This window comes from Bradyrhizobium sp. 76 (assembly GCF_023073025.1).
In the GTDB taxonomy this organism is placed as follows: Bacteria; Pseudomonadota; Alphaproteobacteria; order Rhizobiales; family Xanthobacteraceae; genus Bradyrhizobium.
The window spans coordinates 136,762-161,907 of the sequence record NZ_JADPIS010000035.1; the positions used below are offsets into that span (position 1 = coordinate 136,762).

Genomic DNA, 25,146 nt, shown 5'->3' on the forward strand with positions numbered 1-25,146 from the left:
GCCTCTCCCTGCCCCCCATCATACTCATTGCAGGAGCGGGGTCCGCAAGTCGAGGGTCAGCGGAAACTCATTTGTGCGTTCCTCGGGCGGCGGCTGCATCGGGCCCGGCGTATGGCCGTGGTCCTGGAAGCGCGCCAGCCGCCGCGCCTCGGCCTCGTAGGTGTTGACCGGCTTGGTGTCGTAGCTGCGGCCGCCGGGATGGGCGACGTGATAGACGCAGCCGCCGAGCGAGCGGCCGTTCCAGGTGTCAATAAGATCGAAGGTCAGGGGCGCGTGAACGGGAATGGTCGGATGCAGACCGGAGGCCGGCTGCCAGGCCTTGAAGCGGACGCCGGCCACGGCTTCGCCGGAGCGGCCGGTGGCGGTCATCGGCAGGCGGCGGCCGTTGCAGGTGACGATATGGCGGCCCTCGACGAACCCCTCCGCCTTGACCTGGAGCCGCTCGACCGATGAGTCGACATAGCGCACGGTGCCGCCGGCCGATCCCTCCTCGCCGAGCACGTGCCAGGGCTCCAGCGCCTGCCGCAGCTCCAGCGTCACGCCGCCATGATGGATGCGGCCGAAAGCGGGGAAGCGGAATTCGAGCTGGGCCAGATACCATTCAGGCTCGAACGGATAGCCGGACTGCTTCAACTCGGTCAGCACTTCGAGGAAATCCTCCCAGATGAAGTGAGGCAACATGAAGCGATCATGGAGCGCGGTGCCCCAGCGCACGAACTTGCCTTGTTGCGGCTCGCGCCAGAATTTTGCGATCAGCGCGCGGATCAGCAGCTGCTGCGCCAGCGACATGCGCGGATCCGGCGGCATTTCGAGCGCGCGGAATTCGACCAGGCCAAGGCGGCCGGTCGTGCCGTCCGGTGAATAGAGCTTGTCGATGCAGATCTCGGCGCGATGGGTGTTGCCGGTGATGTCGACGAGGAGATGCCGGAACAAGCGATCCACCAGCCACAGCGGCGCCTGAACGCCCGGCGGCGGCACGTGCGTGAGCGCAACCTCGAGCTCGTAAATGCTGTCGTGGCGGGCTTCGTCGATGCGCGGTGCCTGACTGGTCGGGCCGATGAACAGGCCGGAGAAGAAATAGGACAGCGCCGGATGCCGCTGCCAGTGCAGCACCAGGCTCTTCAACAGATCAGGCCGGCGCAGGAACGGCGAGTCCTGCGGACTCGAGCCGCCGACCACGACGTGATTGCCGCCGCCGGTGCCGGTGTGGCGGCCGTCGACGAGGAAGCGGTTGGCGCCGAGGCGTGTCTTGCCCGCATCTTCATAGAGCCCGACGGTGATATCGACCGCCTCGCGCCAGTTCTTTGCCGGCTGGACGTTGACCTCGATCACGCCGGGATCGGGCGTCACCTTGATGACGTCGACACGCGGATCGAACGGCGGCGGATAACCCTCGACATGGACCTGGAGCTGCATCTCCTCGGCCGTCGCTTCGAGCGCCGCGATCATCTCCAGATAATCCTCGATCTGCTCGACCGGCGGCATGAAGGCGCAGAGCACGCCGTCGCGGACCTCGACCGACATCGCGGTGCGGACCGGCACGGAGGTGTTGAGCTCTTCGGGCTCGAGCCGCTCCGGCGAGTCCGGACGCGCCGGAAGGCTGAACACGGGCAGCTTGCCGCGGGCTTCCATTGGATCCCGCTCGACGATGTAGGGGTATTGATCGGGCGGGACATAGCCGAGCGAGTCCAGCGGCAGGCGCAGGCCAAGCGGCGAGTCCCCCGGCATCAGGAACAGATGACTGCGCCGGAGCTGCCACCGCTCGCTGCGCCAACGTGGCGCCGCATTCCAGCGCTGTACCGGCAGCACGAAGCCGCGAGGATTGTTGAGCCCCTGCTCGAACACCCGCGCCATCCGCGCGCGGGCCTCCGGATCGGATAATTTGGAATCGGAGGGATCGACGTTGACGGGAAGCTCGGATTCCTTCTGCAGCCAGTACGCGGTGTCCTCATAGGCCGGCATGATGTAGCCGGGATCGAGCCCAAGCCGCAGCGCCGTGCCCTCCACGAACGCCTTGACGTCCTTGGCCTGCGCCGGCCGCCGATTTTCGATGCTGGCGATGAGGTCGGCATTCTTCCAGATCGGCACGCCGTCCTTGCGCCAGTACAGGCCAAACGCCCAGCGCGGCAGGCTTTCGCCGGGATACCATTTGCCCTGACCGAAGTGCAGCAGGCCCCCGGGTCCGAAACGCGCGCGCAGGCGGCGGATCAGGTCGTCGGCGAGCCCGCGCTTGGTTGGGCCGACGGCGTCCGTGTTCCACTCGGCGCCTTCGAGATCATCGACGGAGACGAAGGTCGGCTCGCCGCCCATGGTCAGACGCACGTCCTGCGCCGCAAGATCGCCGTCGACCTGCTCGCCGAGATCGTTGAGCCGTATCCAGGATTCGTCGGAGAACGGTTTTGTGATGCGCGGCGCCTCGCGAATGCGCTTGACGCTCATGTCGAAGGCGAATTCGACCTCGGCAAAGCCCGCGCCGCCGGAGATCGGCGCGGCCGAGCGGTAGTGCGGTGTCGCGGCGACCGGGATGTGGCCCTCGCCCGCAAGCATGCCCGAGGTCGCGTCGAAGCCGATCCAGCCCGCGCCCGGCAGGTAGACCTCGGCCCAGGCGTGCAGATCAGTGAAATCGTTCTCGACCTCCGGCGGCCCCTCGATCGGATCGATGTCGGGACGGACCTGGATCAGATAGCCCGAGACGAAACGGGCGGCGAGACCGAGGTGCCGGAAGGTCTGGATCAGAAGCCAGGCGGAGTCGCGGCACGAGCCGGCCGCGGAGGAGAGCGTCTCCTCCGGCGTCTGCACGCCCGCCTCCATGCGGATGACGTAGCCGATCCTTTTCTGCAGCTCCCTGTTGAGATCGACGAGGAAGTTGACGGTGTTCGGGGCTTCGTGCGGGATCGTGTCGAGATATTTCGCGAACAGCCGATCGGGCTTGACGGTCTCGAGATAAGGCGCGAGTTCGGTCTTGAGATCCTGCGTATATTCGAACGGAAAGCTGTCGGCATAGGGTTCGACGAAGAAGTCGAACGGATTGACAGTGGTCATCTGCGCCGTGAAATCGACCTCGATCTTGAGCTCGGTCGTCTTCTCCGGGAAGACGTAACGCGCGATCCAATTGCCCAGCGGATCCTGCTGCCAGTTCACGAAATGATTGGCCGGCGTGACCTTGAGCGAATAGCTCAGGATCGGCGTGCGAGTATGCGGCGCCGGCCGCAGACGGATGGTCTGCGGGCCGAGATCGATCGGGCGGTCGTATTTGTAGTGCGTGACGTGGTGTAATGCGACGTAGATCGACACGGGGTGCGGTACTCCAGCAGCTTTTTTGAGCAGAACACCGCTGGTGACCTCGATCAAGCACTAACAACGGGCAAAGGGTGCCTACGCAAGGTGCGGGCGGTCGCTTTCTTCCTTGTCCCCTTGCGGGAGAAGGTGGCGCGAAGCGCCGGATGAGGGGTACGTCTCCGCGATTCCGGCGTGAGAGGTGCGCGCGGAGAGAGACCCCTCACCCGTCTCGCCGCAAACGCTGCGAGCCACCCTCTCCCACAAGGGGAGAGGGGAAGAATGCGCGTCCTCTCCGCGATGTCCTACGCCGCTGACGTCAGCCGCTGCAAAAACTGCGTCACCTCGCGCCGGAGCGTCTCGACCTCGCCATAGACGCGTTCGGAGGCGCTGTTGACGCGGCTCGCCACACGGCCGGTGTCGGCGGCGGCTTCGCTGATGCCGGTGACGTTGGAGGACATTTGCGAGGTGCCGGCCGAGGCTTCCTGGACGTTGCGGGCGATCTCCCGGGTGGCGAGCCCCTGCTGCTCGATCGAGGTCGCGATCGAGGCGGTGATGCCGTTGATCTCGGTAATGGTCTGCGCGATCGCCTCGACGGCGGTGACCGAATTGGTGGTCGATTGCTGCATCTCGCCGACCTTGGCGCTAATCTCCTCGGTCGCCTTCGCGGTCTGGTTGGCGAGGCTCTTGACCTCGGATGCGACCACGGCGAAGCCGCGGCCGGCCTCGCCTGCGCGCGCGGCCTCGATGGTGGCGTTGAGCGCCAAGAGATTGGTCTGCTCGGCGATCGCGCTGATCAGCTTGACCACGTCGCCGATCCGCATCGCCGCGTCCGCAAGCGTGCGGATCTCGCTGCCGGCACGATTGGCTTCGTTCACCGCCCGCCCCGTGCTCGTGGTCGAGCCGGCCACCTGGCGGCTGATCTCGGCGATCGATGACGCGAGCTGCTCCGCGGCGCCGGCGACGGTGGCGACGTTGCGCGAGGCCTGGTCGGACGCACTGAGCACGCCGGAGGTCTGCCGGCTGGTCTTCTCGGCCGCCGCCGCCATCTGGCCGGCGTCTGATTCGAGATCGGTCGCCGCGCCCATCAGAGTGCCGGCGACCTGGTCGAGATGCGTGCCGAACTGCTTTGCGAGGTCCGCGATCTCGACCACACGACGGCCGAGGCTGTAGGTGCCGGAATTGATGACGGTGGCTGAACGGCGGAACGAGCCGGGTAGTCCGCGCGCGAGAATCTTGCGGAAATATTTGCCGCGGCTCGCATAGTCCATCGACGCCGAGGCTTCCCGCAAATAGGCATCGGTGATGTCGAGCATGTCGTTGACCGACTTCTGAATGGCGCCGATCCGTCCGGGCTGGCGGATGCTGAGGATGCGCGCCTCAAGGTCGCCACGTGCGGCCTTGCGGCATACGTCTGCCATCTCGTCGACGGCCGCCCCCGTGCGATGCTGGCACCAGACGGCATAACCGAGCAGCACGACCGTCGCGCCAAGCAACGCCGCACCGGAAATTCCGGTCGCACCGGCCAGCGAGAGCACGAACGCAACGACGGCAAGAACGGATGCGAGCGCGGTCGCTCCCTGCGCCTTAGAGAGAGAGCACAAATTCATCGTAGCCGACACCCTGTTGCTTGAGCAGCCCGACCATCGCCTCGAAGCTCGCATGCATGCCGTCCTTGGCATTGGCATGCCGCGCCTCTTCCGCGCACAGCGCCTTGTAGATCGGCTTGATGCGCTCGATCTGCGCCGGATCGGGTCTGCGACGGTTGGAGTGATAGCCGACGATATTGCCACGCTCGTCGAATGTCGGCGTGACGTGGGCGAACACCCAGTAATGACTGCCGTCCCTCGCGAGGTTGACGACGTAGGCGAAGATCTCCTGCCTGGACTGAAGCGTGTCCCACAGCAGCTTGAAGACGGAGCGTGGCATCTCAGGGTGGCGGATCAGACTATGGGGGGCGCCCATCAGCTCCTCCCACGAGTACTTCGCCATGCGGATGAAGACATCGTTGGCGTAGGTGATGCGGCCCTTGAGATCGGTCTTCGACACGATCAGCTCCTCCTCACCGAGGAGATGTTCCACGCCGGTCGGCCGTATCGCACGCGTCATCGTCGACGAATCCTCACGAAGGGCGAACGCCCCACATGAGTGGAGTTCGCATCTCCCAAGGGATTACGGCAGAAGATGTTAATCAGGTGTGACCGCGGGAACCCCCGTGTTCACTTGACGGCTCCGTATCATTACTTAGGAGCGTCGCTTGCCGTGCAGGGTTACCGCCGACGCGCGACGAGGAATTACATCGTCGCGCCCAGCACCCACGGCGCGAACTCGGCGCCGCCGAAATCAAAACTCTCGCTCTTGGTCGGCTGTCCGGACGCGGTCTTGAGGATGAGATCGAAAATGCGCTGGCCGCACTGCTGGACGCTCTCCTCGCCTTCGAGGATGGTGCCGCAATTGACGTCCATGTCCTCTTCCATGCGCTTGTACATGGGCGTGTTGGTCGCGAGCTTGATCGAGGGCGCCGGCTTGCAGCCGAACACGCTGCCGCGGCCCGTGGTGAAGCAGACCAGATTGGCGCCGCCGGCGACCTGCCCGGTCGCGGCAACGGGATCGTAGCCGGGCGTGTCCATGAAGACGAAACCCTTCTTGGTGATGGGTTCGGCGTAGCGCAGCACCTCGACGAGATTGGTGGTGCCGGCCTTCGCCATCGCGCCGAGCGACTTCTCCAAAATGGTGGTGAGACCGCCGGCCTTGTTGCCCGGGCTCGGATTGGCGTTCATCTCGGCGCCTTCGCGCGTCGTGTATTCGTCCCACCAGCGCATGAGATCGACCAGCTTCTCGCCGACTTCGCGGCTGACGGCGCGGCGCGTGAGCAGATGCTCGGCGCCATAAGTCTCCGGCGTCTCCGACAGGATCACGGTGCCGCCGTGACGTACGATGAGATCGCTGGCCGCACCCAGCGCCGGATTGGCGGAAACGCCGGAATAGCCATCCGAGCCGCCGCATTGCAGCGCCACGGTCAATTCGCTGACCGGAACGGACTCGCGCCTGACCTTGTTGGACTCCGCGAGTGCCTCGCGCACGAAGGCGATGCCGGCTTCCACCGTCTTGCGGGTGCCGCCGACCTCCTGGATGTCCATCGCGCGCAGGCGGCCGGCGAGCTTCTGCTCCTCCATCAAGCCGCCGATCTGGTTCACCTCGCAGCCGAGGCCGAGCACGATGACGTGAGAGAAGTTCACGTGCCGCGCATAGCCACCGAGCGTGCGGCGGAGCAGCGCCAAGGGCTCGTTCTGCGTCATGCCGCAGCCGGTCTTATGGGTCAGCGCAACCACGCCGTCGACATTGGGGAAGTCGGCCAGCGGATTATCGCCGGTGAACGGATTTTTCTTGAATACGTCGGCGACGAGGCTTGCGACATGCGCGCTGCAATTCACCGAGGTGAGGATGCCGATATAGTTGCGCGTGGCGACGCGGCCGTCCGGGCGGCGGATGCCTTCGAAGCTCGCCGGCAGGTCAAAATTCGGCGTCGGCTTGACGTCGGCGCAATAGGCATAGTCCTTGGCGAAATCGCCCATGCCGCAGTTCTGCACGTGCACGTGCTGGCCCGGCGCGATCGGCACCGTCGCGAAGCCGATGATCTGGCCATAGCGGATCACCGGCTCCCCGACTGCGATCGGCTTGATCGCGACCTTGTGACCGGAAGGAATGCGCTCGACCGTGGTCACGCCGTCGGCCACCAATGTTCCCGGCGGCAAGCTTGCGCGCGCGATCAGCACGCCATCATCGGGATGCAGGCGAATGACGGGGCTGATGGTCATGGGAGTCTCCTTAGGGCGAATAGTGAGTAGCGAGTGGCGAATGGAAAAGGGGAGCAGCTCATTCGCTACTCCCCATTCGCCATTCGCGAGTTCTCAGGCCTTGCCGCCGGAATCCTTCCGCGTGGCATTCACCTGCATCTTAGCGTAGGTCGTCATCAGGCCGACCTCGTTCGAGAGCGTCACCAGCTTGAAGCCCATGTTGATGGCGCGCGCGGCACCTTCGGCGCCGCTGCAATGGATGCCCGGGTTGAGGCCCCGCTTGCCGCACTCCTTGATGATCTTCTCGTAGATCGCGAGGATCTCCGGCTCGGTACGATCGAGCTTCGGCTCGAGGCCGTAGGAGAAGCCGAGGTCGGACGGGCCGATATAGACGCCGTCGATGCCTTCGACGTCGAAGATCGCTTCCATGTTCTCGACCGCGGTTTTGGTCTCCATCATCGGCAGCAGCACGATGTCGTCGTTGGCCGTCTTCTGGTAGGAGCCCGCGGTTCCGTACATGCCGGCGCGGATCGGGCCATTGGAGCGCACGCCTTTTGGCGGGTACTTGGCATAGGAGACGAGATTCCTGGCTTCCTGCGGCGTGTTGACCATCGGGCAGATCACGCCATAGGCACCGCCATCGAGCACCTTCCCGATGATGCCGGGCTCGTTCCAGGGCACGCGGACCATCGGCGTGATCGGATGCTTGTCCATCGCCTGGAAGCACTGCACCATCGACAGATAATCCTGCACGCCGTGCTGCATGTCGACGGTGACGCTGTCGAAGCCGCATTGCGCGATCATCTCGGCCGAGAAGCCGGAGGGAATCGCGAGCCACGCGTTGACCACGGCCTTGCCCGACTTCCAGATTTCCTTGACCTTGTTCGCCACGTTGCCTTCCTTCTTGTTTTGGACCGTTATTGTTTAAGTCGTCGTTGTTTGGACCTTCGTCACCATGACGAGCGCCGCGACAGCACAGCCCCGCTGTTACCGCGAACTGGCGCGCCGCGCTACGCTCGCAATGACGCAAGACCTATGCGGTCGCCCTCTGGATGCTCACTTCGCTGACGCCGACCTCGCGGGCCGTATTCACTATTGCCGCCCAGGTGTCATCCGGCAAGGGGACGCCGTTCTGGGTCCGCTCAGCCCTGGTTTTCCGCTCGGGGTCGCCGGGAATCAGCACCTGATCGACCCCGGCCACCGGCTTGGTGGCACGGATGAAGTCCGCATAGCGCGACACCTCTGCGTCGAAGACATGGGAGGTATCGACCACTTTCGGATCGATGTAGAAAGCCAGCATGCCGTTGGCGAAGCGCCGACCGCCGGACGTGGCCCCGGTTCCGGTCAACGCCCCGCCGAGCAGCTCGCACATGAAGGCAAGGCCCGAGCCCTTGTGCTCGCCGAACGCTCGGATCGCGCCCGTTCCCTTGGTGTGGTCGCGCGGCCCGTCCGGCGTGTAGGGGCCGTAGAGCACGGCCGGCTCCTCGCTCAGTCTGCCGTCGGCATCGACCAGCGCGCCCTTCGGCAGCTTCTTGCCGCCGCGGCTCGCGACCAGCACCTTGCCCTCGGCCACGACCGAGGTTGCGAAGTCCAGCACGATCGGGTCTTGGCCCTCGCGCGGAATGCCGACGCAATAGGGCGCGGTGGAGAGCCGTTTCTCGACGCCGCCGAACGGCGCCACCAGCAGCGAGCCCGCGGCATTGACGAAATGCACCGAGATCAGCCCTTCTGCGGCGGCCATCTCGGCCCAATCGCCGACGCGGCCGATATGGCCCGCATTGCGTAGCGCGACTGCGGCAAGTCCCGCCTTCCTGCACTTCTCGATGCCGATCCGGACCGCTTGCGGCGTCACGGTCTGGCCGTAGCCGAACTTGCCGTCGATCACCGCGAGCGAAGGCGTGTCGAGCACCAATTCGGCGTTCTGGTTGGGCACGACCGCGCCGGACTTCTGCCAGCGAATATAGACGGGGACGCGGATCACGCCGTGGCTGTCATGGCCGGTCAGATTTGCCGTGGTCAGGTAGGTGGCGATGCGCCGGGCTTCGTCGGGCGACGACCGCGCATGCGCGAAGACCTCGGTGACGAAGTCGATCAGCTTCTGAACCTGGATGGTGACCATGGGGGTCTGTTTGCCTCTACCTCGGCGCCGATTTTGCAGTGATCGGCTTGAGCGGCACTTGAGCGAAAAACTGCGGCGATGTCCATGATTGTTGACGCGCGCTTGCGCATATCTGCTTTCACTCCTCGGCACTTGCCTCCTCGCCGGCGCCGAGCCCTGCGAGACTTTGTTCGAGCTCGCCGAGCATCTCCTGCAACTCGACGAGCTTGCGTGCGCCAAAGCGTCGCGTGATCTCCGCATAGATCGCTTCGGAGGACGGCGCCACGGAGGCCATCAGCTTCACGCCCTTTTCCGAGATCGAGACCATGCTGCGGCGCTGGTCCGCCTTGGCGGTCTTGCGCTCGATCAGGTTGCGCGCCTCCAGATCACGCAGGATGCGCGACAGGCTTGGTCCAAGCAGGAACGCGGTGCGCGCCAGTTCCGTGACCTCGACCGTGTCGATCGCCGCGAGCGCGCGCAGAATGCGCCATTGCTGCTCGGTCAGGCCATGCTCACGCAGCGAGGGACGGAATTGCCGCATCACCGCTTCGCGCGCCCGCAGAAGCGACATCGGTAGCGAGCGCGAGAAGTCGCGCATCGGCACCTGCCGGACGGCGGGCTCGCTTCCGTTCGCAGGATCAGCCGGTCTCTTCACCATGACGCCCCTTCAAGCCGCGAAACGTTTGCAGTGCAGCAAGCCAATTTGCGATTGACGCATTCACTTAACATGTTAAGTATCTTCCCCCACCACGATTTGTAAGATCACAAATGGCGCTTTCCAACGACGATATCCGAGCTAGCGCGAACCGTCTGCACCAGGCGGAAAAGACCCGTACGCAGATCCGGCAACTCTCGCAGGACTTTCCCGACATCAGCATCGCTGACGCCTACGCGATTCAGAAGGCTTGGGTCGACGTCAAGATTGCCGAGGGGCGCATCGTTAGGGGACACAAGATCGGCCTGACCTCGAAGGCGATGCAGAGCGCGCTCGGCATCAACGAGCCGGATTCCGGCGTGTTGCTCGACGACATGTTCTTCGCCGATGGTGGCTTGGTCCCGACGGAGCGCTTCATAGCCACGCGGGTGGAAGCCGAGCTCGCCTTCGTCATGAGCAAGCGCCTCGCAGGCCCCGACTGCACGCTGTTCGACGTGCTCAACGCCACCGACTTCGTGGTGCCGGCGTTGGAGATTCTGGACACGCGGATCGAGCGCGTCGATCCCCGGACCAAGGCGACGCGAAAGATCTTCGACACCATCGCCGATAACGCGGCCAATGCCGGCATCGTGCTCGGCGGACGGCCGATCCGCCCGCTTGACGCCGATCTGCGCTGGATCGGTGCGTTGTGTTCCAAGAACGGCCAGCTCGAAGAGACCGGCCTTGCCGCCGGCGTGCTCAATCATCCCGCCACGGCCGTTGCCTGGCTCGCCAACAAGATCGCACCGCTCGGCCTTGCGCTCGAGCCCGGACAAATCGTGCTCGCCGGCTCTTTCATCCGTCCGATCGAGACCCGCAAGGGCGACACAATCCAGGCCGATTATGGCGCCTACGGCTCGGTGAGCTGCTACTTCGCTTAGACGAACAAGAAAACAGGGAGTGAAACCGCGATGCCGCATTTCACGATCGAATATTCGGCCAATCTCGACGACCGCCTCGACATCGGCGCGGCGTGCGAGGTGGTGCGCAAGGCGGCGGTCGAGACCGGCATCTTCCCGCTCGGCGGCATCCGCGTCCGCGCCGTCAGATGCGAGCACTATGCCATCGCCGACGCGCGGCAAGACTACGGCTTTCTCGACATGGTGCTGCGCATCGGCGAAGGCCGCGATCTGCCAACCCGCAAGACGGCCGGCGAGCATGTCTTCCAGGCGCTCTCCCGGCATCTCGATCCCGTCTTCGCAAGCTCGAAATTCGCCCTCTCGTTCGACATGCAGATCAACGACAAGGACACGAGCTGGAAGCGCAACAACATCCACGACGCCCTGAAAGCGGAGGCCGCCCATGGATAAGCCCACGCCGAAAACCGATGTGTTCCAGGCCAACCGAGACCGCGTTGCACCGCTGCTGAAGACGCTGCGTGCCGACGGTATCGGGCACATGATCGACGGCAAGATTGTGCCGTCAATCTCAGGCGAGACGTTCGAGACGAAATCGCCGATCGACGGCGCGACACTCGCAAGCGTCGCCCGCGGCAATGCCGAGGATGTCGATCGCGCCGCCACCGCTGCCGCCCTCGCCTTCAAGTCCTGGCGCGACATGGCACCGGCGATGCGGAAGAAGCTGCTGCATCGCGTGGCCGACGCCATCGAGGACAATGCCGAAGACATCGCGGTGCTCGAATGCATCGACACCGGCCAGGCCTATCGCTTCATGGCCAAGGCCGCGATCCGCGCCGCCGAAAATTTCCGCTTCTTTGCCGATCGATGCGGCGAGGCGCGCGACGGCCAGAACACGCCGAGCGACGAGCATTGGAACGTCTCGACGCGCGTGCCGATCGGCCCGGTCGGCGTGATCACGCCGTGGAATACACCGTTCATGCTCTCGACCTGGAAGATCGCCCCTGCCCTCGCCGCCGGCTGCACCGTCGTGCACAAGCCGGCGGAGTGGTCGCCGGTCACGGCGGCTATTCTGGCAAAGCTCGTCAAGGAAGCCGGCGTGCCCGACGGCGTGCTCAACACCGTGCACGGTTTCGGGGAAGAGGCCGGCAAGGCGCTGACCGAGCATCCCGCCATCAAGGCGATCGGCTTCGTCGGCGAGAGCTCTACCGGCTCGGCGATCATGGTTCAGGGCGCGCCGACCTTGAAGCGCGTGCATTTCGAGCTCGGCGGCAAGAACCCAGTGATCGTGTTCGACGACGCCGATCTCGACCGCGCGCTCGATGCCGTCGTGTTCATGATCTACTCGCTCAACGGCGAGCGCTGCACGTCGTCGAGCCGCCTGCTGATCCAGGCCGGCATCGCCGAGAAGTTCACCGAGAAACTCACGGCGCGCGTAAAAGCCCTGAAGGTCGGCCATCCCCTCGATCCCGTAACCGAGATCGGGCCACTGATCCACGAGCGTCATCTGGCAAAGGTGTGCTCCTATTTCGACGTCGCACGCCAGGACGGCGCGACGATTGCCGTCGGCGGCAAGGCCTATGACGGCCCGGGCGGCGGACATTATGTCGAGCCGACCCTGGTGACCGGCGCGCATGGCAAGATGCGCGTGGCGCAGGAAGAGGTGTTCGGCCCCTTCCTCACCGTGCTGCCCTTCAAGGACGAAGCAGACGCGATCGAGATCGCCAACGACATCCGCTACGGCCTGACTGGCTATGTCTGGACCAACGATGTCGGCCGCGCGTTGCGTGTCGCGGATGCGCTGGAAGCCGGCATGATTTGGCTGAACTCGGAAAACGTCCGGCATCTGCCGACGCCGTTCGGCGGCATGAAGGCATCAGGCATCGGCCGCGACGGCGGCGATTACTCGTTCGATTTCTACATGGAAACCAAGCACGTCTCGCTGGCGCGGGGCACGCACAAGATTCAGAAGTTGGGAATCTAACGCCCGCGGTTCCTCGACGCGCGGAGCGCGGACGGGGAATGGCGGGGTCTAGAGAGGGGAAACGCAATGCCCGTACCGCAACATATCTTCGAGCCGCCGTTCAACATCATCCGCTCCAGCCACGCCGTGCTGGACGTCACCGACCTGAAGCTCAGCCGCGAGTTCTATGAAAGCGTTGTCGGCCTGCATGTGGAGGACGCCGACGACAAGGTCGTCTACTTGCGCGCCGCCGAGGAGCACCAGCATCACTCGCTGGTGTTGCGCAAGGCGGCGGCGCCTGCCTGCAACCGGCTCGGTTTCAAAGTTGGCAACGACGGGGATCTGGACAAGGCCGCGAAGTTCCTGTCCGAGAACGGCCTTGGCTACGCCTTCGTCGATCAGCCCTTCCAGGGCCGCACGCTGCAATTCACCGACCCCTTCGGCTTCCAGATCGAGCTATATGCGTCGATGGACCGGCGGCCGCACCTGCTGCGCCGCTACGATCTCTACAGGGGCTGCCATCCGCAGCGGCTCGACCATTTCAACGTGTTCGCCGCCGAAGTGCAGGACACCGTCGAATTCTATGCCCGGCTCGGCTTTCGCCTCACCGAATACGCCGAGGAGGACGGACCGAACGGGCGCATCGCCGCAGCCTGGATGCATCGCAAGGGCAATGTCCACGACTTCGCCATCACCAATGGCAAGGGCCCGCGGCTGCACCACTTCGCGTACTGGACGCCGACGGCGATGAACATCATCCATCTCTGCGACGTCATGGCCTCGCAAGGCTTCGTCAAGAACATCGAGCGTGGTCCCGGCCGCCACGGCATCTCGAATGCGTTCTTCCTCTACGTCCGCGACCCCGATGGACACCGGCTCGAGCTCTACACCAGCGACTATTTCACCGGCGATCACGACCACGAGCCGCTGCGCTGGTCATTGCGCGATCCCCGTCGCCAGACATTGTGGGGCGCGCCGGCCCCGCGCTCCTGGTTCGAGCAGGGCTCGCCGTTCGCAGGACAAGCCGTGCGTGAGCCGAACTTCGTGGCCGACGTGCTGGTGGCGGACTAAGCGATGAACCTCCCTCGCATCGCCACCTATTCCGTCAAGGGTGCAACGAAGTACGGCGCCGTCGTGGACGGCGGCATTGTCGATCTCTCCGCGCGCCACGCAAAGGACTATCCGACGCTGCGCGAGGTGATCGCGGCAGGAAAGCTCGCGAGCTTCGCGGAAGAGGCCGCCGGCCGCACGCCCGATCACGCGCTCAGTGACATCATCTGGCTGCCGCCGGTGCCCGCGCCGGAAAAGATCATCTGCATCGGCGTCAACTATCCCGACCGCAATGCCGAGTACAAGGACGGCCAGGACGCGCCGAAATATCCGAGCATGTTCATGCGCTCGCCGCGCTCCTTCGTCGGCCACGACACACCGCTGGTGCGCCCGCGCGCCTCCGCGCAGCTCGACTATGAGGGAGAGATCGTGCTGGTGATCGGCAAGGCCGGTCGGCACATTGCGGAAAGTTCGGCGCTCGATCACATCGCCGCGCTGACGCTCTGCAATGAAGGTTCGGTGCGCGACTGGCTGCGCCATGCCAAGTTCAACGTCACGCAGGGCAAGAACTTCGATTCCAGCGGCAGCCTCGGCCCGTGGCTGGTGCCCTACGCACAGGAATCGCAGGTCGCCGACATCCGCCTCACCACGCACGTCAACGGAGAGCTGCGGCAGGACGACCGCACCAGCCGGCTGATGTTTCCGTTCCGCTATCTCATCAGCTATATCTCGACCTTCGCAACGCTCGTTCCCGGCGATATCATCGTCACGGGCACGCCAACCGGCGCCGGTGCGCGGTTCGACCCGCCGCGTTATCTGAAGCCCGGCGATGTTATCGAAGTCGCGGCCGAGGGCATCGGATCTTTACGCAACGGCGTCGTCGACGAAGCCTGAACAATAATCGAAATGGAATAATGCCATGACTACCCTCACCGGCGGCGAAGCCATCGTAAGCGGCCTTGTCGCCCATGGCGTCGATACTGTATTCGGCCTGCCCGGCGCCCAGGTCTACGGCCTGTTCGACGCGTTCCACCAGGCCCAGCTCAAGGTGATCGGCGCGCGGCACGAGCAGGCTTGCGGCTACATGGCGTTCGGCTATGCGCGCTCCAGCGGCAGGCCCGGCGTGTTCAGCGTGGTGCCCGGCCCCGGCGTGCTCAACGCCAGCGCCGCGCTGCTCACCGCCTTCGGCTGCAACGAGCCGGTGCTGTGCGTCACCGGTCAGGTGCCGACGCAGTTTCTGGGCAAGGGCCGCGGCCATCTGCACGAGATGCCGGACCAGCTCGCGACCTTGCGCACCTATGTGAAATGGGCGGATCGGATCGAATATCCCGGCAACGCGCCGACCACCGTCGCGCGCGCCTTCCAGGAGATGACGTCCGGACGGCGTGGCCCCGCTTCGGTCGAGATGCCCTGGGACGTCTTCACCCAGCGCGCCGACACCGCGGCTGCGCAAGTGCTGGAGCCGCTGCCCGCGCCGCAGCCCGACCCTGATATGATCAAGCAGGCGGCCGCGCTGATCAAGAACAGCAAGGCGCCGATGATCTTCGTCGGCAGCGGCGCGATCGAGGCGCGCGAGGAGATTCTCGAACTCGCCGAGATGATCGACGCGCCTGTCGTCGCCTTCCGCAGCGGCCGCGGCATCGTCTCCAACGCGCATGAGCTTGGGCTGACCATGGCGGCAGCTTACAAGCTGTGGCCGACAACCGATTTGATGATCGCAATCGGCACGCGCGCCGAACTGCCGGCATCGGGCTTCCGCTGGCCGTATCAGCCGAAGGGGCTGAAATCCATTCGTGTCGATATCGATCCGGCCGAGATGCGCCGGCTCGCCTCCGATGTCGCTATCGTCGCCGACGCCAAGGCCGGCGCGGCCGATCTGGTCACCGCCGTGACGAAGGCCGGCTATGCCAGGACCAGCGGCCGGCGGGGCGACATCCGCGAGGCTGCTGCGACGGCGCAAGCCGAGATCCAGCGCATCCAGCCGCAGATGGCATATCTCAACATCCTGCGCGAGGTGCTGCCGGCGAACGCGATCGTGACAGATGAATTGTCGCAGTTCGGTTTCGCCTCCTGGTACGGTTTTCCGATCTACGAGCCGCGCACCTTCATCACATCAGGCTATCAGGGCACGCTCGGCTCGGGCTTCCCGACCGCGCTCGGCGCCAAGGTCGCCAATCCCGACAAGCCGGTGGTGGCGATCACCGGCGACGGCGGCTTCATGTTCGGCGTGCAGGAGCTTGCCACCGCCGTGCAGTTCAACATCGGCGTGGTGACGCTGGTGTTCAACAACAACGCCTATGGCAATGTCCGCCGCGACCAGCGCGAGCGCTTCGACGGCCGCGTGGTGGCGTCCGATCTGGTCAACCCGGATTTCGTCAAGCTGGCGGAGTCCTTTGGCGTCGCATCAGCGCGCGTCACTGCGCCGGACCAGTTCAAGGCGGCGATGGAGAAGGCGCTCGCCCATGGCGGGCCGTATCTGATCTCGATCGAAGTGACCAGGGATTCGGAAGTGAGCCCCTGGGCGTTCATCCACCCGCCGAAGCCTTGAGGTGAACGCCGCCCTGTAGCCGCGCCGCCGCGATCACCAGCAGGCCCGCGCCTGCGACCGCCCAGCAGGCGACCGGGGCCCAGTGCAGCAGCGGCGCGTAGTCAGGCACTTTCTGCAAGCCGCCGGCAACCGCCGCCATTCGTGCCAAGGTCCCGAGTGCCAGCGCCGAGAAGACGAGGCCGGTCACCTTTCCCTCCGCGCCGGTCGAGCCGATGGCCAACGCAGCCGAGATCGCGCTCATCAGCATGCAGCCCCACGCTGCTCCGGCGAGAAACTGCGCGACGATCAGCGTGTTGAGGCTGCCGGCGAATTCGGCCGCAGCAATCGCGACCGCTCCAAGCAGTCCGGCCGCGCCCATCACGATCACGCCGCCACGGTGCTTGGCGACGAGGCTTGCCGGAAACATGGCAATGTTGAAACCGATCCAGAACACCGGCATCAGCCATTGCAGCTCATCCGGCTTGGCAAAGCGCAGGTAGAACGGCGCGCTGTTCAGAGCGAAGTGCAACTGATAACCGAGCGCGAGCGCCACCATCGCGACGATGAAGGCGATCGGCACGAGGCCAAGCGGCTTTGCCGCTTCGGGCGGTGTGGGCGGCGCGGTGTCGCGGGCCACCTCGTGCTCGATCCGTGACAGTCCGAGCGCGGTCAACAGCAACACTGCGCTCGATATCACGAAGGGCAGCCGCGCATCGTGCTCGCGCAGCACCACGCCGAGATAGGGCGAGACTGCGCCGGCGACGCCATAGCCGAGCATCGCGAGCGCGGCGAGGAACGGCACCTGCGGCCGGGCGCGGTATTTGCCGAGCAGGGTCAGCGGCGGCGCGCGCAGCGCGGACGAGGTGATCGACCAGACCACGATCAGGGCAATGAACCACCCCTGCGCGGCCACCCCGCGTCCTGCGACGAAGGGCAGCGCGACGAACGCGCCGCAGGAGATCGCGGCCACGAGCCCGACGAACAGGCCTAGCCTGCCGAGATGGGGAGCGATCTTGTCGGCGGCGATCCCCATCGCGGTGTCGGCGATGGTGAAGATCGCCTGGTCCAGCATCAGGATGAGGATGACGGCTGATGGCGCGACGCCGACCTCAGCCGCGAGCTTTGGCAGATAGATGACGTAGGTGGTCCAGCCAAGCGTGAACGCCAGTTGCAGCACGGCCAGATACAAGCCGGTACGGTTGGCCGCGCCAGTGCCGGCCGAGAGCTGTGTGGTCGCCATATCGCCGTCTCCCCTGCCGGAAGCTTAGACGAGCGGCGGCTGCGAGGAAACGCGTCAGCGGACCTTTCGGAACGTCAAATTGATCCGCTTCCGCCCCAGCAACGCATGTTCACCGTCGGCCAGCGGCGCGACGCCGTGATAGGCGAGCCGTGACGGCCCGCCCCAGACCACGACATCGCCATGGACCAAGCGGAAGCGGCGCGGCTTGTCGCTGCGTGCCAGGCCGCCGAACAGGAACGTCGCAGGCAGCCCGAGCGAGACCGAGACGATCGGCGCTGAATAATCCAGCTCGTCCTTGTCCTGATGCAATGACAGCCGCGTGCCGGGCTCGTAGCGGTTGACGAGGCACGCGTCGGGCGCGAAGCCGGCAAAGCCGCCCTGCTCCGCGGCGCGCAACGCCAGATCGCGGAGCACCGGCGGCATCGCCGGCCACGGCGCCCCGGTCCGCGGGTCGATGGGATCATAGCGATAGCCGGTATGATCGGTGATCCAGCCGCGCTCGCCGCAATTGGTCATGGCGACCGACATCAGATGCCCGCCGGGCGTGGTCATGCGGCGGAACGGCGACTGCGCCACGATGGCGCGCACGGCTTCGATCAACTCGCTCTCGATCGGCTTGACGAAGCCGCGCAGCAGAACGGCGCCGTCGGCGATCTCCTCGCGCGACGGCTGGGCTTCGGCAACGCTATCGAACAAATCCGCCATCAGTGGCAGCGTTTATTTCGCATCGTGAAAGATCACACCTAGTGTGTGGCGCTGACCGGACCTGACCCGGCTGACGCCATGGCGGAGATTAACGCGGTAGGTGCCGCGTGTCCCCTGCACCGGGCGGTGATGCACAGCGAAGGCCACGGCGTCGCCCTGCGCGAGCGGAACCACTTCGGCGCGGGACTGCATGCGCGTGCGCTGCTCGGTCAGCACGAACTCGCCGCCGGTGAAATCGCGGCCGGGCTCCGACAAGAGGATCGCGACCTGCAACGGGAACACGTGCTCGCCATAGAGGTCCTGATGCAGACAGTTGAAATCGCCGGCCTCGTATTGCAGCAGCAGCGGCGTCGGTCGCGCTTGGCCTGCCTCGTGGCACCGCTTCAGGAACGCCGCGTGTTCGGCCGGGTAGCGGATGTCGATCCCCATAGCCTCGTTCCAGCGGTTGGCGACGCCCTGGAGATGCGCGTAGAGCGTCGGGCGCAACTGCGCGATCAGGTCAGGCAGCGGGTAGGAGAAATATTTGTACTCGCCGCGACCGAAGCCATGGCGGCCCATGACGATGCGGCTGCGGAAGTTGGCGTCGTGGGGATAGAGCGCGGCGACGGCGCGGCACTGGTCCGGCGTGAGCAGGCCTTTCAGGAGCGCGCAGCCCTGGGTGTCGAGTTCGCCGGTGATCTGGGGCCAGTCGAGGGCATCGACGCGGGCGGCGGGGTCCGTGGCTGACTTATGAGGCGATTTGCGTGCTGTTGCTGTCATGGCTCTGACCTTCGCAAGACCGCCCCGTCCTCTACCACCCGATTTCCGTCTCTCTCCCCGTCATTGCGAGCGGAGCGAAGCAATCCAGAATCCCCCCGCGGAACCAGCCTGGATTGCTTCGTCGCAAGGGCTCCTCGCAATGACGGCGGAGAGAGTTCCGCTCGCAATGACGGCGGAGAGACCTTAGCCCCTCACGGGCAGCGTCACCACGTCATAGCCGTGCTTGATCGTGCGCTTCAGCACCGGGTCTTCCAGCTCGAAATCGAAACGGTCGGCGGAGCGGATACCGCCCTTCGCCGCAAACGTGCCGCCGAACATGGCGCAGCCGTCGGGAAATTTCCCTCCCTCGAAGCCACCCGCGATCAGGTCGGCCACCGGCAGCATCGCATCGAGCGTGCCCTCCTGATAGAGCACGCGCTCGCCCTTGATCGTGGCCCAGGAGCGCAGGATCATCCTGTCCCAGTGGCCGATGACGTCCTCGAGCTCCCACAGCGTGGATGCGATCGGCTTGTCGCACATCTGCTTGGACACCGTGACGTTATAGGCCTCGACCTTGCGGTCGGTGTGGTCGGAACCGCAGCCGACGAAAATGCGACCCTGCCAGCCGATCAGCACGAACTCGACCTCGCCAGAGGAATCGCCTCCGGTGCATTCGATGCTGTCTTCCATCGTCAGCCGTCGTGCCGAGGCGCGATAGTAGATCGGCGTCGAGGCCGGCGGGGCGATACCCATCTCCTGCAGCTCGGCAATGTGCTTGTCGCGCGCGACCGGATCGCGGCCGGTCCAGCCGGCGATGACCATCTGGTCGATCGCCAGCGTCAGCGGCGTGGTGGTGTCCTGGGCGTCAACGGTGAAAGTCAGGTCAAACACGAATTACGGCCTCCATGCCGGCAGCAAGCTCGAAGATACGGCGGTCCGATCCGCCCGCGCCCGCCAGCATCAGGCCGACCGGAATCTCGCCCTCGCGATGCGCAGGCAGCGAGATGGCGCAGCCGTCGATCATGTTGATCAGGGTGCAGTTGCGGAGCGCCCGCAGGTTTTCCCTTGTGAACGCCTTGTCGTCGGCAAGGTCCGAAATTTTCGGCGGCGTGTTGGCGGTGGTCGGCAGCACCAGCGCGTCATAGGGCGCGATGCGCGCATTGACGCGGGCGATCAGCGAGCGGCGCTCATGGAGAAGATCGATGTAGTCCGCCGCGCTCTGCGCCTCGCCACGCATGATGCGCACGGAGACTCGGGGATCGTAGACGTCGCCCTTGGACGTGAGGAGGTAGCGATGCCAGGCATAGCTTTCGGAAGCCGCAAAGCCGCCCTTGGCGTTCATCGGCCCGATGTCGTGGAATTCAGCCATCTCGATGCGCTCGATGATCGCACCATGATCGGCAAGGCTCTTGAGTGCACGCTCGAATGTCGCGGCCACAGCCGCGTCGAGGTCGTCGAGCGCGATCGTGGTCGGGACCGCCAGCCGCATGCCCTTGACGGGCCGGGGCTTCAGCGGGGCGATCGGCTCGTTCGCAAGCACGGCATCGAGAATGGCACAGCAACTGACCGATCGTGCCAGCGGCCCGATGCTGTCGAGCGAGAACGACAGCGGCACAGCCCCGTCGAGCGGCACGCGCCGCTGCGTCGGCTTGTAGCCGACGATGCCGTTATAGGCCGCCGGAATCCGGCAGGAGCCGCCGGTGTCGGTGCCGAGCGCGCCATGCGCCATGCCGTCGAGCACGGAAACCGCGGCGCCCGAGGACGACCCGCCGGGCACGTAGCCCTCGGCCCGGTTCCAGACGCCCTTTGGCGTGCCGTAATGCGGATTGATGCCGATGCCGGAATAGGCGAACTCGGTCATGTTGGTGCGCCCGATCACGACGAAGCCGGCCTTGCGCAGCCGCGCCACCGTGGGGGCATCCTGTTCGGCCGGGGAGGAATCGTCGAGCGCGCGGGAGCCGGCGCGCGTCACCTGGCCCTTGATGTCGAAGAGATCCTTGATCGAGACCGGGATACCGGCGTAGCGCGACGGCGCCGCCTTCACCTTGCGCAAACCGTCCATCGCATCGGCCGCCATAAGCGCGGCATCCTTGTCGACATGGATGAAGGCACGCTGCCCCTCGCCGGCCGGATCGGCGATTTTGGCGATGCAAGCCTCGACCAGCTTGCGGGAGGTGGTGCGGCCGCTTTCGAGGTCTTCGGCGAGCTTCGTCACTGTCGGAAAATCGGGCATGTCTGTCTCACGGAATATTTGCGCGCAATGTATAGCGCTGCCTCACTTCGACACAAGCATTGTGCGCATGATGGCATGCATGCGCATTGCTGGACCGTTGACGCGCCATGGTCGATTGTCGCATCAAGATCGCAACAGCCGGGCTCAGCTTGGCCTTGGGAGGACCTGCCGAGATGGCCGAACCGCAGCGCGCGCGACCGAAACCGACGCCCGAGACCCAGCATTTCTGGGACGGTACCAAGACGGGTGAGTTGCGCCTGCAGCGCTGCGATGCCTGCGCGCATGTCTATTTTCCTCCGCGCCCGTTCTGCCCGTCCTGCGCCTCGCGCAAGGTCAGCATCTTCAAGGCGAGTGGCAAGGGCTTCCTCTACAGCTACGTGATCAACCATCGTCCCGCCGCGCCCGGCTTCACGCCGCCTTACGCGATCGCCGTGGTTGAACTTGCCGAGGGACCGCGGATGATGAGCAACATCATCGACTGCCCGCAGACGCCGGAGGCGCTCGAGCTCGACATGAAGCTCGAGGTCTGCTTCGAGACGCTCGACGACAAGATCACCCTTCCCGTATTCCGTCCGGCGAAGGGGTAAGCCCATGCGCAGCAATCAGGTTGCCGTCGTCGGCGCGGCCGAGACCACCGAGCTCGGTGTCATTCCCAACGCCTCGCAGCTCCAGCTTCACGCGGATGCGGCGCTCAATGCCATTGCCGATGCCGGCCTGAAGCTGTCGGACATCGACGGCTTCGCCACCGCCGTCGAGACACCGCAGCAGGTCTGCCACTATCTCGGCATCAAACCGACCTGGGTGGACGGCACCTCGGTCGGCGGCTGCTCCTTCATGCTGCACGTCCGCCATGCCGCCGCAGCGATCGAGGCCGGCCTGTGCAAGACCGTGCTGATCACCCATGCCGAGAGCGGCAAGTCGATGATCGGCAAGGCGCCGCGCTCGATTCCCGCCGACAGCCTGCAAGGCCAGTTCGAAGCGCCGTTCGGCGTCTACGGCCCGCCCAGCATGTTCCCGATCCCCGTGCTGCGCTTCATGAAGACCTATGGCATCACGCACGAGCAGCTCGCCGCGGTCGCGGTGGTGCAGCGGGAATGGGCGGCGAAGAATCCGCGCGCGATGATGAAGGACCCGATCACGGTCGCCGACGTCCTCAACTCGCGCATGATCGCCTACCCGTTCCGCCTGCTGCAATGCTGCCTCGTCACCGACGGCGGCGGCGCGCTGATCCTGACCTCGGCGGACCGTGCCAAGGATTTTCCGCGCAAGCCGGTCTACATCATGGGCACCGGCGAGAGCGTGGAGACGCCGATGGTCAGCCAGATGGAGACTTTTAATTCCTCGCGCGCGTTCAAGACCGCGGGACCGCTGGCGTTCAGGGAGGCCGGCATTGCACATAAGGACGTCGATCATCTCATGATCTACGACGCGTTTGCGCATCTGCCGCTGTTCGGCCTCGGCGATCTCGGCTTTATGCCGCACGAGGAGACCGGCAAGTTCATCGCGGACGGCAACACGCGGCCTGGGGCCAAGCTTCCGCTCAACACCAATGGCGGCGGCTTGAGCTACATGCATTCCGGCATGTACGGCATGTACGCGCTCCAGGAGAGCGTCCGGCAGATGCGCGGCATTGCGCCGGCGCAGGTCGCCAACGCGAAGATTTCGGTGTGCCACGGCGTCGGCGGCATGTTCGCCGCGTCGGGCACGATCGTGTTTACGAACGAGAGGTAATCCACATGACGAAATCACTGCAAGACAAGGTCATCATCGTCACCGGCGCAGGCCGCGGCATCGGACGGGAGATCGCGCTGCTTTGCGCTGGCGAGGGCGCCAAGGTCGTCGTCAACGATCCAGGCGTCGCCGCGGACGGCGCCGGCACCAGCGCCGCGCCCGCCGAGGAAGTGGTCGAGGAGATCAAGAAGCGCGGCGGCACCGCCGTCGCAAATTTCGAGTCGGTGGCCGAAGCCATCCCCGCCAGCAAGATCGTGAAGACCGCGACCGATCATTTCGGCCGGCTCGACGGCGTGGTCAACAATGCCGGCATCCTGCGCGACATGATCTTCCACAAGATGAGCGTGGAAGCGTTCGAGGCCGTCATCAAGGTGCATTTGATGGGCTCGTTCTACGTCAGCCACGCCGCGGCGCGGATCTTCCGCGAGCAGGAGAGCGGCTCCTTCGTCCACTTCACCTCGACCTCGGGCCTGATCGGCAACTTTGGACAAGCCAATTACGCCGCCGCCAAGCTCGGCATCGTCGGCCTGTCGAAGTCGATTGCGCTCGACATGGGCCGCTTCAACGTCCGTTCCAACTGCGTCTCGCCGTTCGCCTGGACCCGCATGATCGGCACCATCCCGACCGAGACCGAAGCCGAGAAGGCGCGGGTCGAGAAGATCAAGCAGATGGGACCGGAGAAGATCGCGCCGGTCTGCGCCTATCTGCTCTCCGACGCCGCCAAGGACGTCTCCGGGCAGATCTTTGGCGCACGCATGAACGAGCTGTTCCTGTTCAGCCAGAACCGTCCGCTGCGCTCGGTGCACCGGAGCGAAGGTTGGACGCCGCAATCGATCGGGGAACACGGCATGCCGGCGCTGAAGGGATCGTTCTACAAGCTCGACCGCTCCGCCGACATCTTCCCGTGGGATCCCGTGTAAGCGAATTCCACCTTTGCTGCATTGCGATCTCCGGTTGTCCAGCCGGGGATCGCCCGCTTTACGCCCGATTGCAGGCGGACAGTTTTCTCCCAAACAAAAAAATGGGAGGCGACTATGACAAACCCACTGACCATCTCCACCGACGTCAATGAGCCTGTTCTCGCGCGCCGCACCCTGTTGAAGGGTGCGGCAGCGGCAGTTGCGGCGACGGGCGTCACCATGACCGCAGCCCTGGGGGCGTCCGTAACGCCCTTGGGCCAGACGGGTGCACCGACAAGATCGACCGCGCCGCTGCCGTTGGGGCCGCTGCCAGGCAGCCGCTACCCGGACGCCCACTTGGAATCGGCCAAGAAGGGGCCGCCATCGTTTGGGCCCCCCGGCTTTCCCGCCTTTGCCGGCACCATGGCCGTCGAGCGAGTCGCAACGGGCTTCCGCTGGGCCGAGGGGCCAGTATATTTCGCGGCGGGGCGATACCTGCTGTTCAGCGACATTCCGAATAATCGCATCATGCGCTTCTCGGAGGACGACGGCCACGTCAGTGTCTATCGCCAGCCCTCGATGAACTCGAACGGCAACACGATTGATCGCGAAGGACGCCTGATCACGTGCGAGCACAGCGGTCGGCGCGTGACGCGCACCGAACTCGACGGCTCGATCACCATCATCGCCGACAAGTTCAATGGCAAGCGACTGAACTCGCCCAACGATGCGGTCGTGACGGCCGATGGCGCAATCTGGTTCACCGATCCCGCCTACGGCATCGGCGGTTTCTACGAAGGAATCAAGGCCGAGCCCGAGCAGGAGAAGAAGAACGTCTACCGGGTCGATCCGAAGTCCGGAGAGGTCAAGGTCGTCGTCGACGACTTTGTCGAGCCGAACGGGCTTGCCATCTCGCCGGACGAGAAGAAGCTCTACATCTGCGACACCGGCTTCACGGATGGGCCCGACAATCCATCCCATATCCGCGTGTTTGACCTCGACGTCGCCGGGGGCAAGGTCTCGAACAGCAAGGTGTTCGCAGAGATGCCAAAACCGAGCATCACCGATGGTGTCCGCTGTGACACCGAAGGACGCGTCTGGTGCTCGGTGGGCTGGGGGGACGCAAACGAAGACGGCGTACGCTGCTACACGCCCTCCGGCGAGTTGCTGGGCAAGATTCATATTCCGGAAACCGTCGCTAATTTGTGCTTCGGCGGTCAGCAGCGAAATAGGCTCTATATTTGTGGCTCGACATCGCTCTATGCCGTCTACACCAGTGTGCAGGGCGCGATGAAGCCGTAAGCGATTAATAGAGAAGCGAGTAGCGAACCGTACGGT

Annotated in this window: 22 protein-coding genes; 10 read left to right on the plus strand and 12 right to left on the minus strand. The window is 65.0% G+C overall.

What is annotated here, in order from left to right:
- Positions 1-24 precede the first annotated feature (24 nt).
- From IVB48_RS08465 to hpaR, 7 genes are all read right to left on the minus strand, one after another.
- The gene (locus IVB48_RS08465) at positions 25-3,294 is read right to left on the minus strand and encodes a transglutaminase family protein (RefSeq protein ID WP_247399333.1); all 3,270 of its coding nucleotides are present in this window, start codon (positions 3,292-3,294) and stop codon (positions 25-27) included.
- Positions 3,295-3,581: 287 nt separating this feature from the next.
- Positions 3,582-4,886, minus strand: coding sequence for a methyl-accepting chemotaxis protein (locus tag IVB48_RS08470; protein WP_247399335.1), 1,305 nt, complete (start codon positions 4,884-4,886; stop codon positions 3,582-3,584).
- Positions 4,864-5,385: a PAS domain-containing protein gene (locus IVB48_RS08475; RefSeq protein ID WP_247399338.1), complete on the minus strand. Its 522-nt coding sequence runs from the start codon at positions 5,383-5,385 to the stop codon at positions 4,864-4,866. Before IVB48_RS08475 ends, IVB48_RS08470 begins: the two co-directional genes overlap by 23 nt.
- A gap of 185 nt (positions 5,386-5,570) precedes the next feature.
- Positions 5,571-7,094, minus strand: coding sequence for an altronate dehydratase family protein (locus IVB48_RS08480; protein ID WP_247399341.1), 1,524 nt, complete (start codon positions 7,092-7,094; stop codon positions 5,571-5,573).
- Positions 7,095-7,187: 93 nt separating this feature from the next.
- Positions 7,188-7,964 (minus strand): aldolase/citrate lyase family protein, encoded by a 777-nt coding sequence (locus tag IVB48_RS08485; protein ID WP_018456947.1) that lies wholly within the window; start codon positions 7,962-7,964, stop codon positions 7,188-7,190.
- A 142-nt stretch (positions 7,965-8,106) separates the two neighbouring features.
- Positions 8,107-9,192 carry a malate/lactate/ureidoglycolate dehydrogenase gene (locus tag IVB48_RS08490; RefSeq protein ID WP_247399346.1) on the minus strand — a complete coding sequence of 362 codons (1,086 nt, stop codon included), beginning with the start codon at positions 9,190-9,192 and terminating at the stop codon, positions 8,107-8,109.
- Positions 9,193-9,310: 118 nt separating this feature from the next.
- Positions 9,311-9,829, minus strand: coding sequence for a homoprotocatechuate degradation operon regulator HpaR (hpaR, locus tag IVB48_RS08495; protein WP_247288667.1), 519 nt, complete (start codon positions 9,827-9,829; stop codon positions 9,311-9,313).
- 110 nt (positions 9,830-9,939) lie between these two features.
- On the opposite strand from hpaR, the gene hpaH reads away from it, so the two are divergent.
- From hpaH to IVB48_RS08525, 6 genes are all read left to right on the plus strand, one after another.
- On the plus strand, positions 9,940-10,746 hold the full coding sequence (hpaH, locus tag IVB48_RS08500; protein ID WP_247399349.1) for a 2-oxo-hept-4-ene-1,7-dioate hydratase: 807 nt from the start codon (positions 9,940-9,942) through the stop codon (positions 10,744-10,746).
- A gap of 30 nt (positions 10,747-10,776) precedes the next feature.
- Positions 10,777-11,175, plus strand: coding sequence for a 5-carboxymethyl-2-hydroxymuconate Delta-isomerase (locus tag IVB48_RS08505; RefSeq protein WP_247359939.1), 399 nt, complete (start codon positions 10,777-10,779; stop codon positions 11,173-11,175).
- A complete protein-coding gene (hpaE, locus tag IVB48_RS08510) occupies positions 11,168-12,706 on the plus strand; it encodes a 5-carboxymethyl-2-hydroxymuconate semialdehyde dehydrogenase (protein ID WP_247399352.1) in 1,539 nt (512 codons plus the stop codon). Before IVB48_RS08505 ends, hpaE begins: the two co-directional genes overlap by 8 nt.
- A gap of 66 nt (positions 12,707-12,772) precedes the next feature.
- Positions 12,773-13,756 carry a 3,4-dihydroxyphenylacetate 2,3-dioxygenase gene (hpaD, locus tag IVB48_RS08515; RefSeq protein ID WP_027568982.1) on the plus strand — a complete coding sequence of 328 codons (984 nt, stop codon included), beginning with the start codon at positions 12,773-12,775 and terminating at the stop codon, positions 13,754-13,756.
- A 3-nt stretch (positions 13,757-13,759) separates the two neighbouring features.
- The gene (locus tag IVB48_RS08520; protein WP_247399354.1) at positions 13,760-14,629 is read left to right on the plus strand and encodes a fumarylacetoacetate hydrolase family protein; all 870 of its coding nucleotides are present in this window, start codon (positions 13,760-13,762) and stop codon (positions 14,627-14,629) included.
- Between the two features lie 25 nt (positions 14,630-14,654).
- On the plus strand, positions 14,655-16,283 hold the full coding sequence (locus tag IVB48_RS08525) for a thiamine pyrophosphate-dependent enzyme (protein ID WP_247399356.1): 1,629 nt from the start codon (positions 14,655-14,657) through the stop codon (positions 16,281-16,283).
- Here IVB48_RS08525 and IVB48_RS08530 read toward each other — a convergent pair.
- From IVB48_RS08530 to IVB48_RS08550, 5 genes are all read right to left on the minus strand, one after another.
- Positions 16,261-17,502: an MFS transporter gene (locus IVB48_RS08530; RefSeq protein WP_027568979.1), complete on the minus strand. Its 1,242-nt coding sequence runs from the start codon at positions 17,500-17,502 to the stop codon at positions 16,261-16,263. The two genes, IVB48_RS08525 and IVB48_RS08530, sit on opposite strands and share 23 nt — an antisense overlap.
- Positions 17,503-17,556: 54 nt before the next feature.
- The gene (gene alkB, locus IVB48_RS08535; protein ID WP_027568978.1) at positions 17,557-18,210 is read right to left on the minus strand and encodes a DNA oxidative demethylase AlkB; all 654 of its coding nucleotides are present in this window, start codon (positions 18,208-18,210) and stop codon (positions 17,557-17,559) included.
- A 9-nt stretch (positions 18,211-18,219) separates the two neighbouring features.
- Positions 18,220-18,966: a 2OG-Fe(II) oxygenase gene (locus IVB48_RS08540; protein ID WP_247399359.1), complete on the minus strand. Its 747-nt coding sequence runs from the start codon at positions 18,964-18,966 to the stop codon at positions 18,220-18,222.
- 183 nt (positions 18,967-19,149) lie between these two features.
- On the minus strand, positions 19,150-19,836 hold the full coding sequence (locus IVB48_RS08545; RefSeq protein WP_247399362.1) for a DUF2848 domain-containing protein: 687 nt from the start codon (positions 19,834-19,836) through the stop codon (positions 19,150-19,152).
- Positions 19,829-21,178, minus strand: a complete 1,350-nt coding sequence (locus IVB48_RS08550; RefSeq protein ID WP_247399364.1) for an amidase — start codon at positions 21,176-21,178, stop codon at positions 19,829-19,831. Before IVB48_RS08550 ends, IVB48_RS08545 begins: the two co-directional genes overlap by 8 nt.
- A 173-nt stretch (positions 21,179-21,351) precedes the next feature.
- On the opposite strand from IVB48_RS08550, the gene IVB48_RS08555 reads away from it, so the two are divergent.
- From IVB48_RS08555 to IVB48_RS08570, 4 genes are all read left to right on the plus strand, one after another.
- Complete coding sequence (locus tag IVB48_RS08555; RefSeq protein ID WP_247399366.1) at positions 21,352-21,765, plus strand: OB-fold domain-containing protein; 414 nt, start codon at positions 21,352-21,354, stop codon at positions 21,763-21,765.
- Positions 21,766-21,769: 4 nt separating this feature from the next.
- The gene (locus IVB48_RS08560) at positions 21,770-22,909 is read left to right on the plus strand and encodes a thiolase (RefSeq protein WP_247399370.1); all 1,140 of its coding nucleotides are present in this window, start codon (positions 21,770-21,772) and stop codon (positions 22,907-22,909) included.
- 5 nt (positions 22,910-22,914) lie between these two features.
- Positions 22,915-23,829, plus strand: coding sequence for an SDR family oxidoreductase (locus IVB48_RS08565; protein WP_247399372.1), 915 nt, complete (start codon positions 22,915-22,917; stop codon positions 23,827-23,829).
- A gap of 114 nt (positions 23,830-23,943) precedes the next feature.
- Complete coding sequence (locus tag IVB48_RS08570) at positions 23,944-25,110, plus strand: SMP-30/gluconolactonase/LRE family protein (RefSeq protein ID WP_247399375.1); 1,167 nt, start codon at positions 23,944-23,946, stop codon at positions 25,108-25,110.
- The last annotated feature ends 36 nt before the right edge of the window (positions 25,111-25,146 follow it).

Coding starts and splice junctions, on each gene's coding strand:
- IVB48_RS08480 (WP_247399341.1), bottom strand. CDS start 7,094: ATGACCATCAGCCCCGTCATTCGCCTGCATCCCGATGATGGCGTGCTG.
- hpaR (WP_247288667.1), bottom strand. CDS start 9,829: ATGGTGAAGAGACCGGCTGATCCTGCGAACGGAAGCGAGCCCGCCGTC.
- hpaE (WP_247399352.1), top strand. CDS start 11,168: ATGGATAAGCCCACGCCGAAAACCGATGTGTTCCAGGCCAACCGAGAC.
- IVB48_RS08505 (WP_247359939.1), top strand. CDS start 10,777: ATGCCGCATTTCACGATCGAATATTCGGCCAATCTCGACGACCGCCTC.
- IVB48_RS08530 (WP_027568979.1), bottom strand. CDS start 17,502: ATGGCGACCACACAGCTCTCGGCCGGCACTGGCGCGGCCAACCGTACC.
- hpaD (WP_027568982.1), top strand. CDS start 12,773: ATGCCCGTACCGCAACATATCTTCGAGCCGCCGTTCAACATCATCCGC.
- IVB48_RS08470 (WP_247399335.1), bottom strand. CDS start 4,886: ATGAATTTGTGCTCTCTCTCTAAGGCGCAGGGAGCGACCGCGCTCGCA.
- IVB48_RS08540 (WP_247399359.1), bottom strand. CDS start 18,966: ATGACAGCAACAGCACGCAAATCGCCTCATAAGTCAGCCACGGACCCC.
- IVB48_RS08520 (WP_247399354.1), top strand. CDS start 13,760: ATGAACCTCCCTCGCATCGCCACCTATTCCGTCAAGGGTGCAACGAAG.
- hpaH (WP_247399349.1), top strand. CDS start 9,940: ATGGCGCTTTCCAACGACGATATCCGAGCTAGCGCGAACCGTCTGCAC.
- IVB48_RS08555 (WP_247399366.1), top strand. CDS start 21,352: ATGGCCGAACCGCAGCGCGCGCGACCGAAACCGACGCCCGAGACCCAG.
- IVB48_RS08565 (WP_247399372.1), top strand. CDS start 22,915: ATGACGAAATCACTGCAAGACAAGGTCATCATCGTCACCGGCGCAGGC.
- IVB48_RS08475 (WP_247399338.1), bottom strand. CDS start 5,385: ATGACGCGTGCGATACGGCCGACCGGCGTGGAACATCTCCTCGGTGAG.
- IVB48_RS08560 (WP_247399370.1), top strand. CDS start 21,770: ATGCGCAGCAATCAGGTTGCCGTCGTCGGCGCGGCCGAGACCACCGAG.
- IVB48_RS08550 (WP_247399364.1), bottom strand. CDS start 21,178: ATGCCCGATTTTCCGACAGTGACGAAGCTCGCCGAAGACCTCGAAAGC.
- IVB48_RS08570 (WP_247399375.1), top strand. CDS start 23,944: ATGACAAACCCACTGACCATCTCCACCGACGTCAATGAGCCTGTTCTC.
- IVB48_RS08525 (WP_247399356.1), top strand. CDS start 14,655: ATGACTACCCTCACCGGCGGCGAAGCCATCGTAAGCGGCCTTGTCGCC.
- IVB48_RS08490 (WP_247399346.1), bottom strand. CDS start 9,192: ATGGTCACCATCCAGGTTCAGAAGCTGATCGACTTCGTCACCGAGGTC.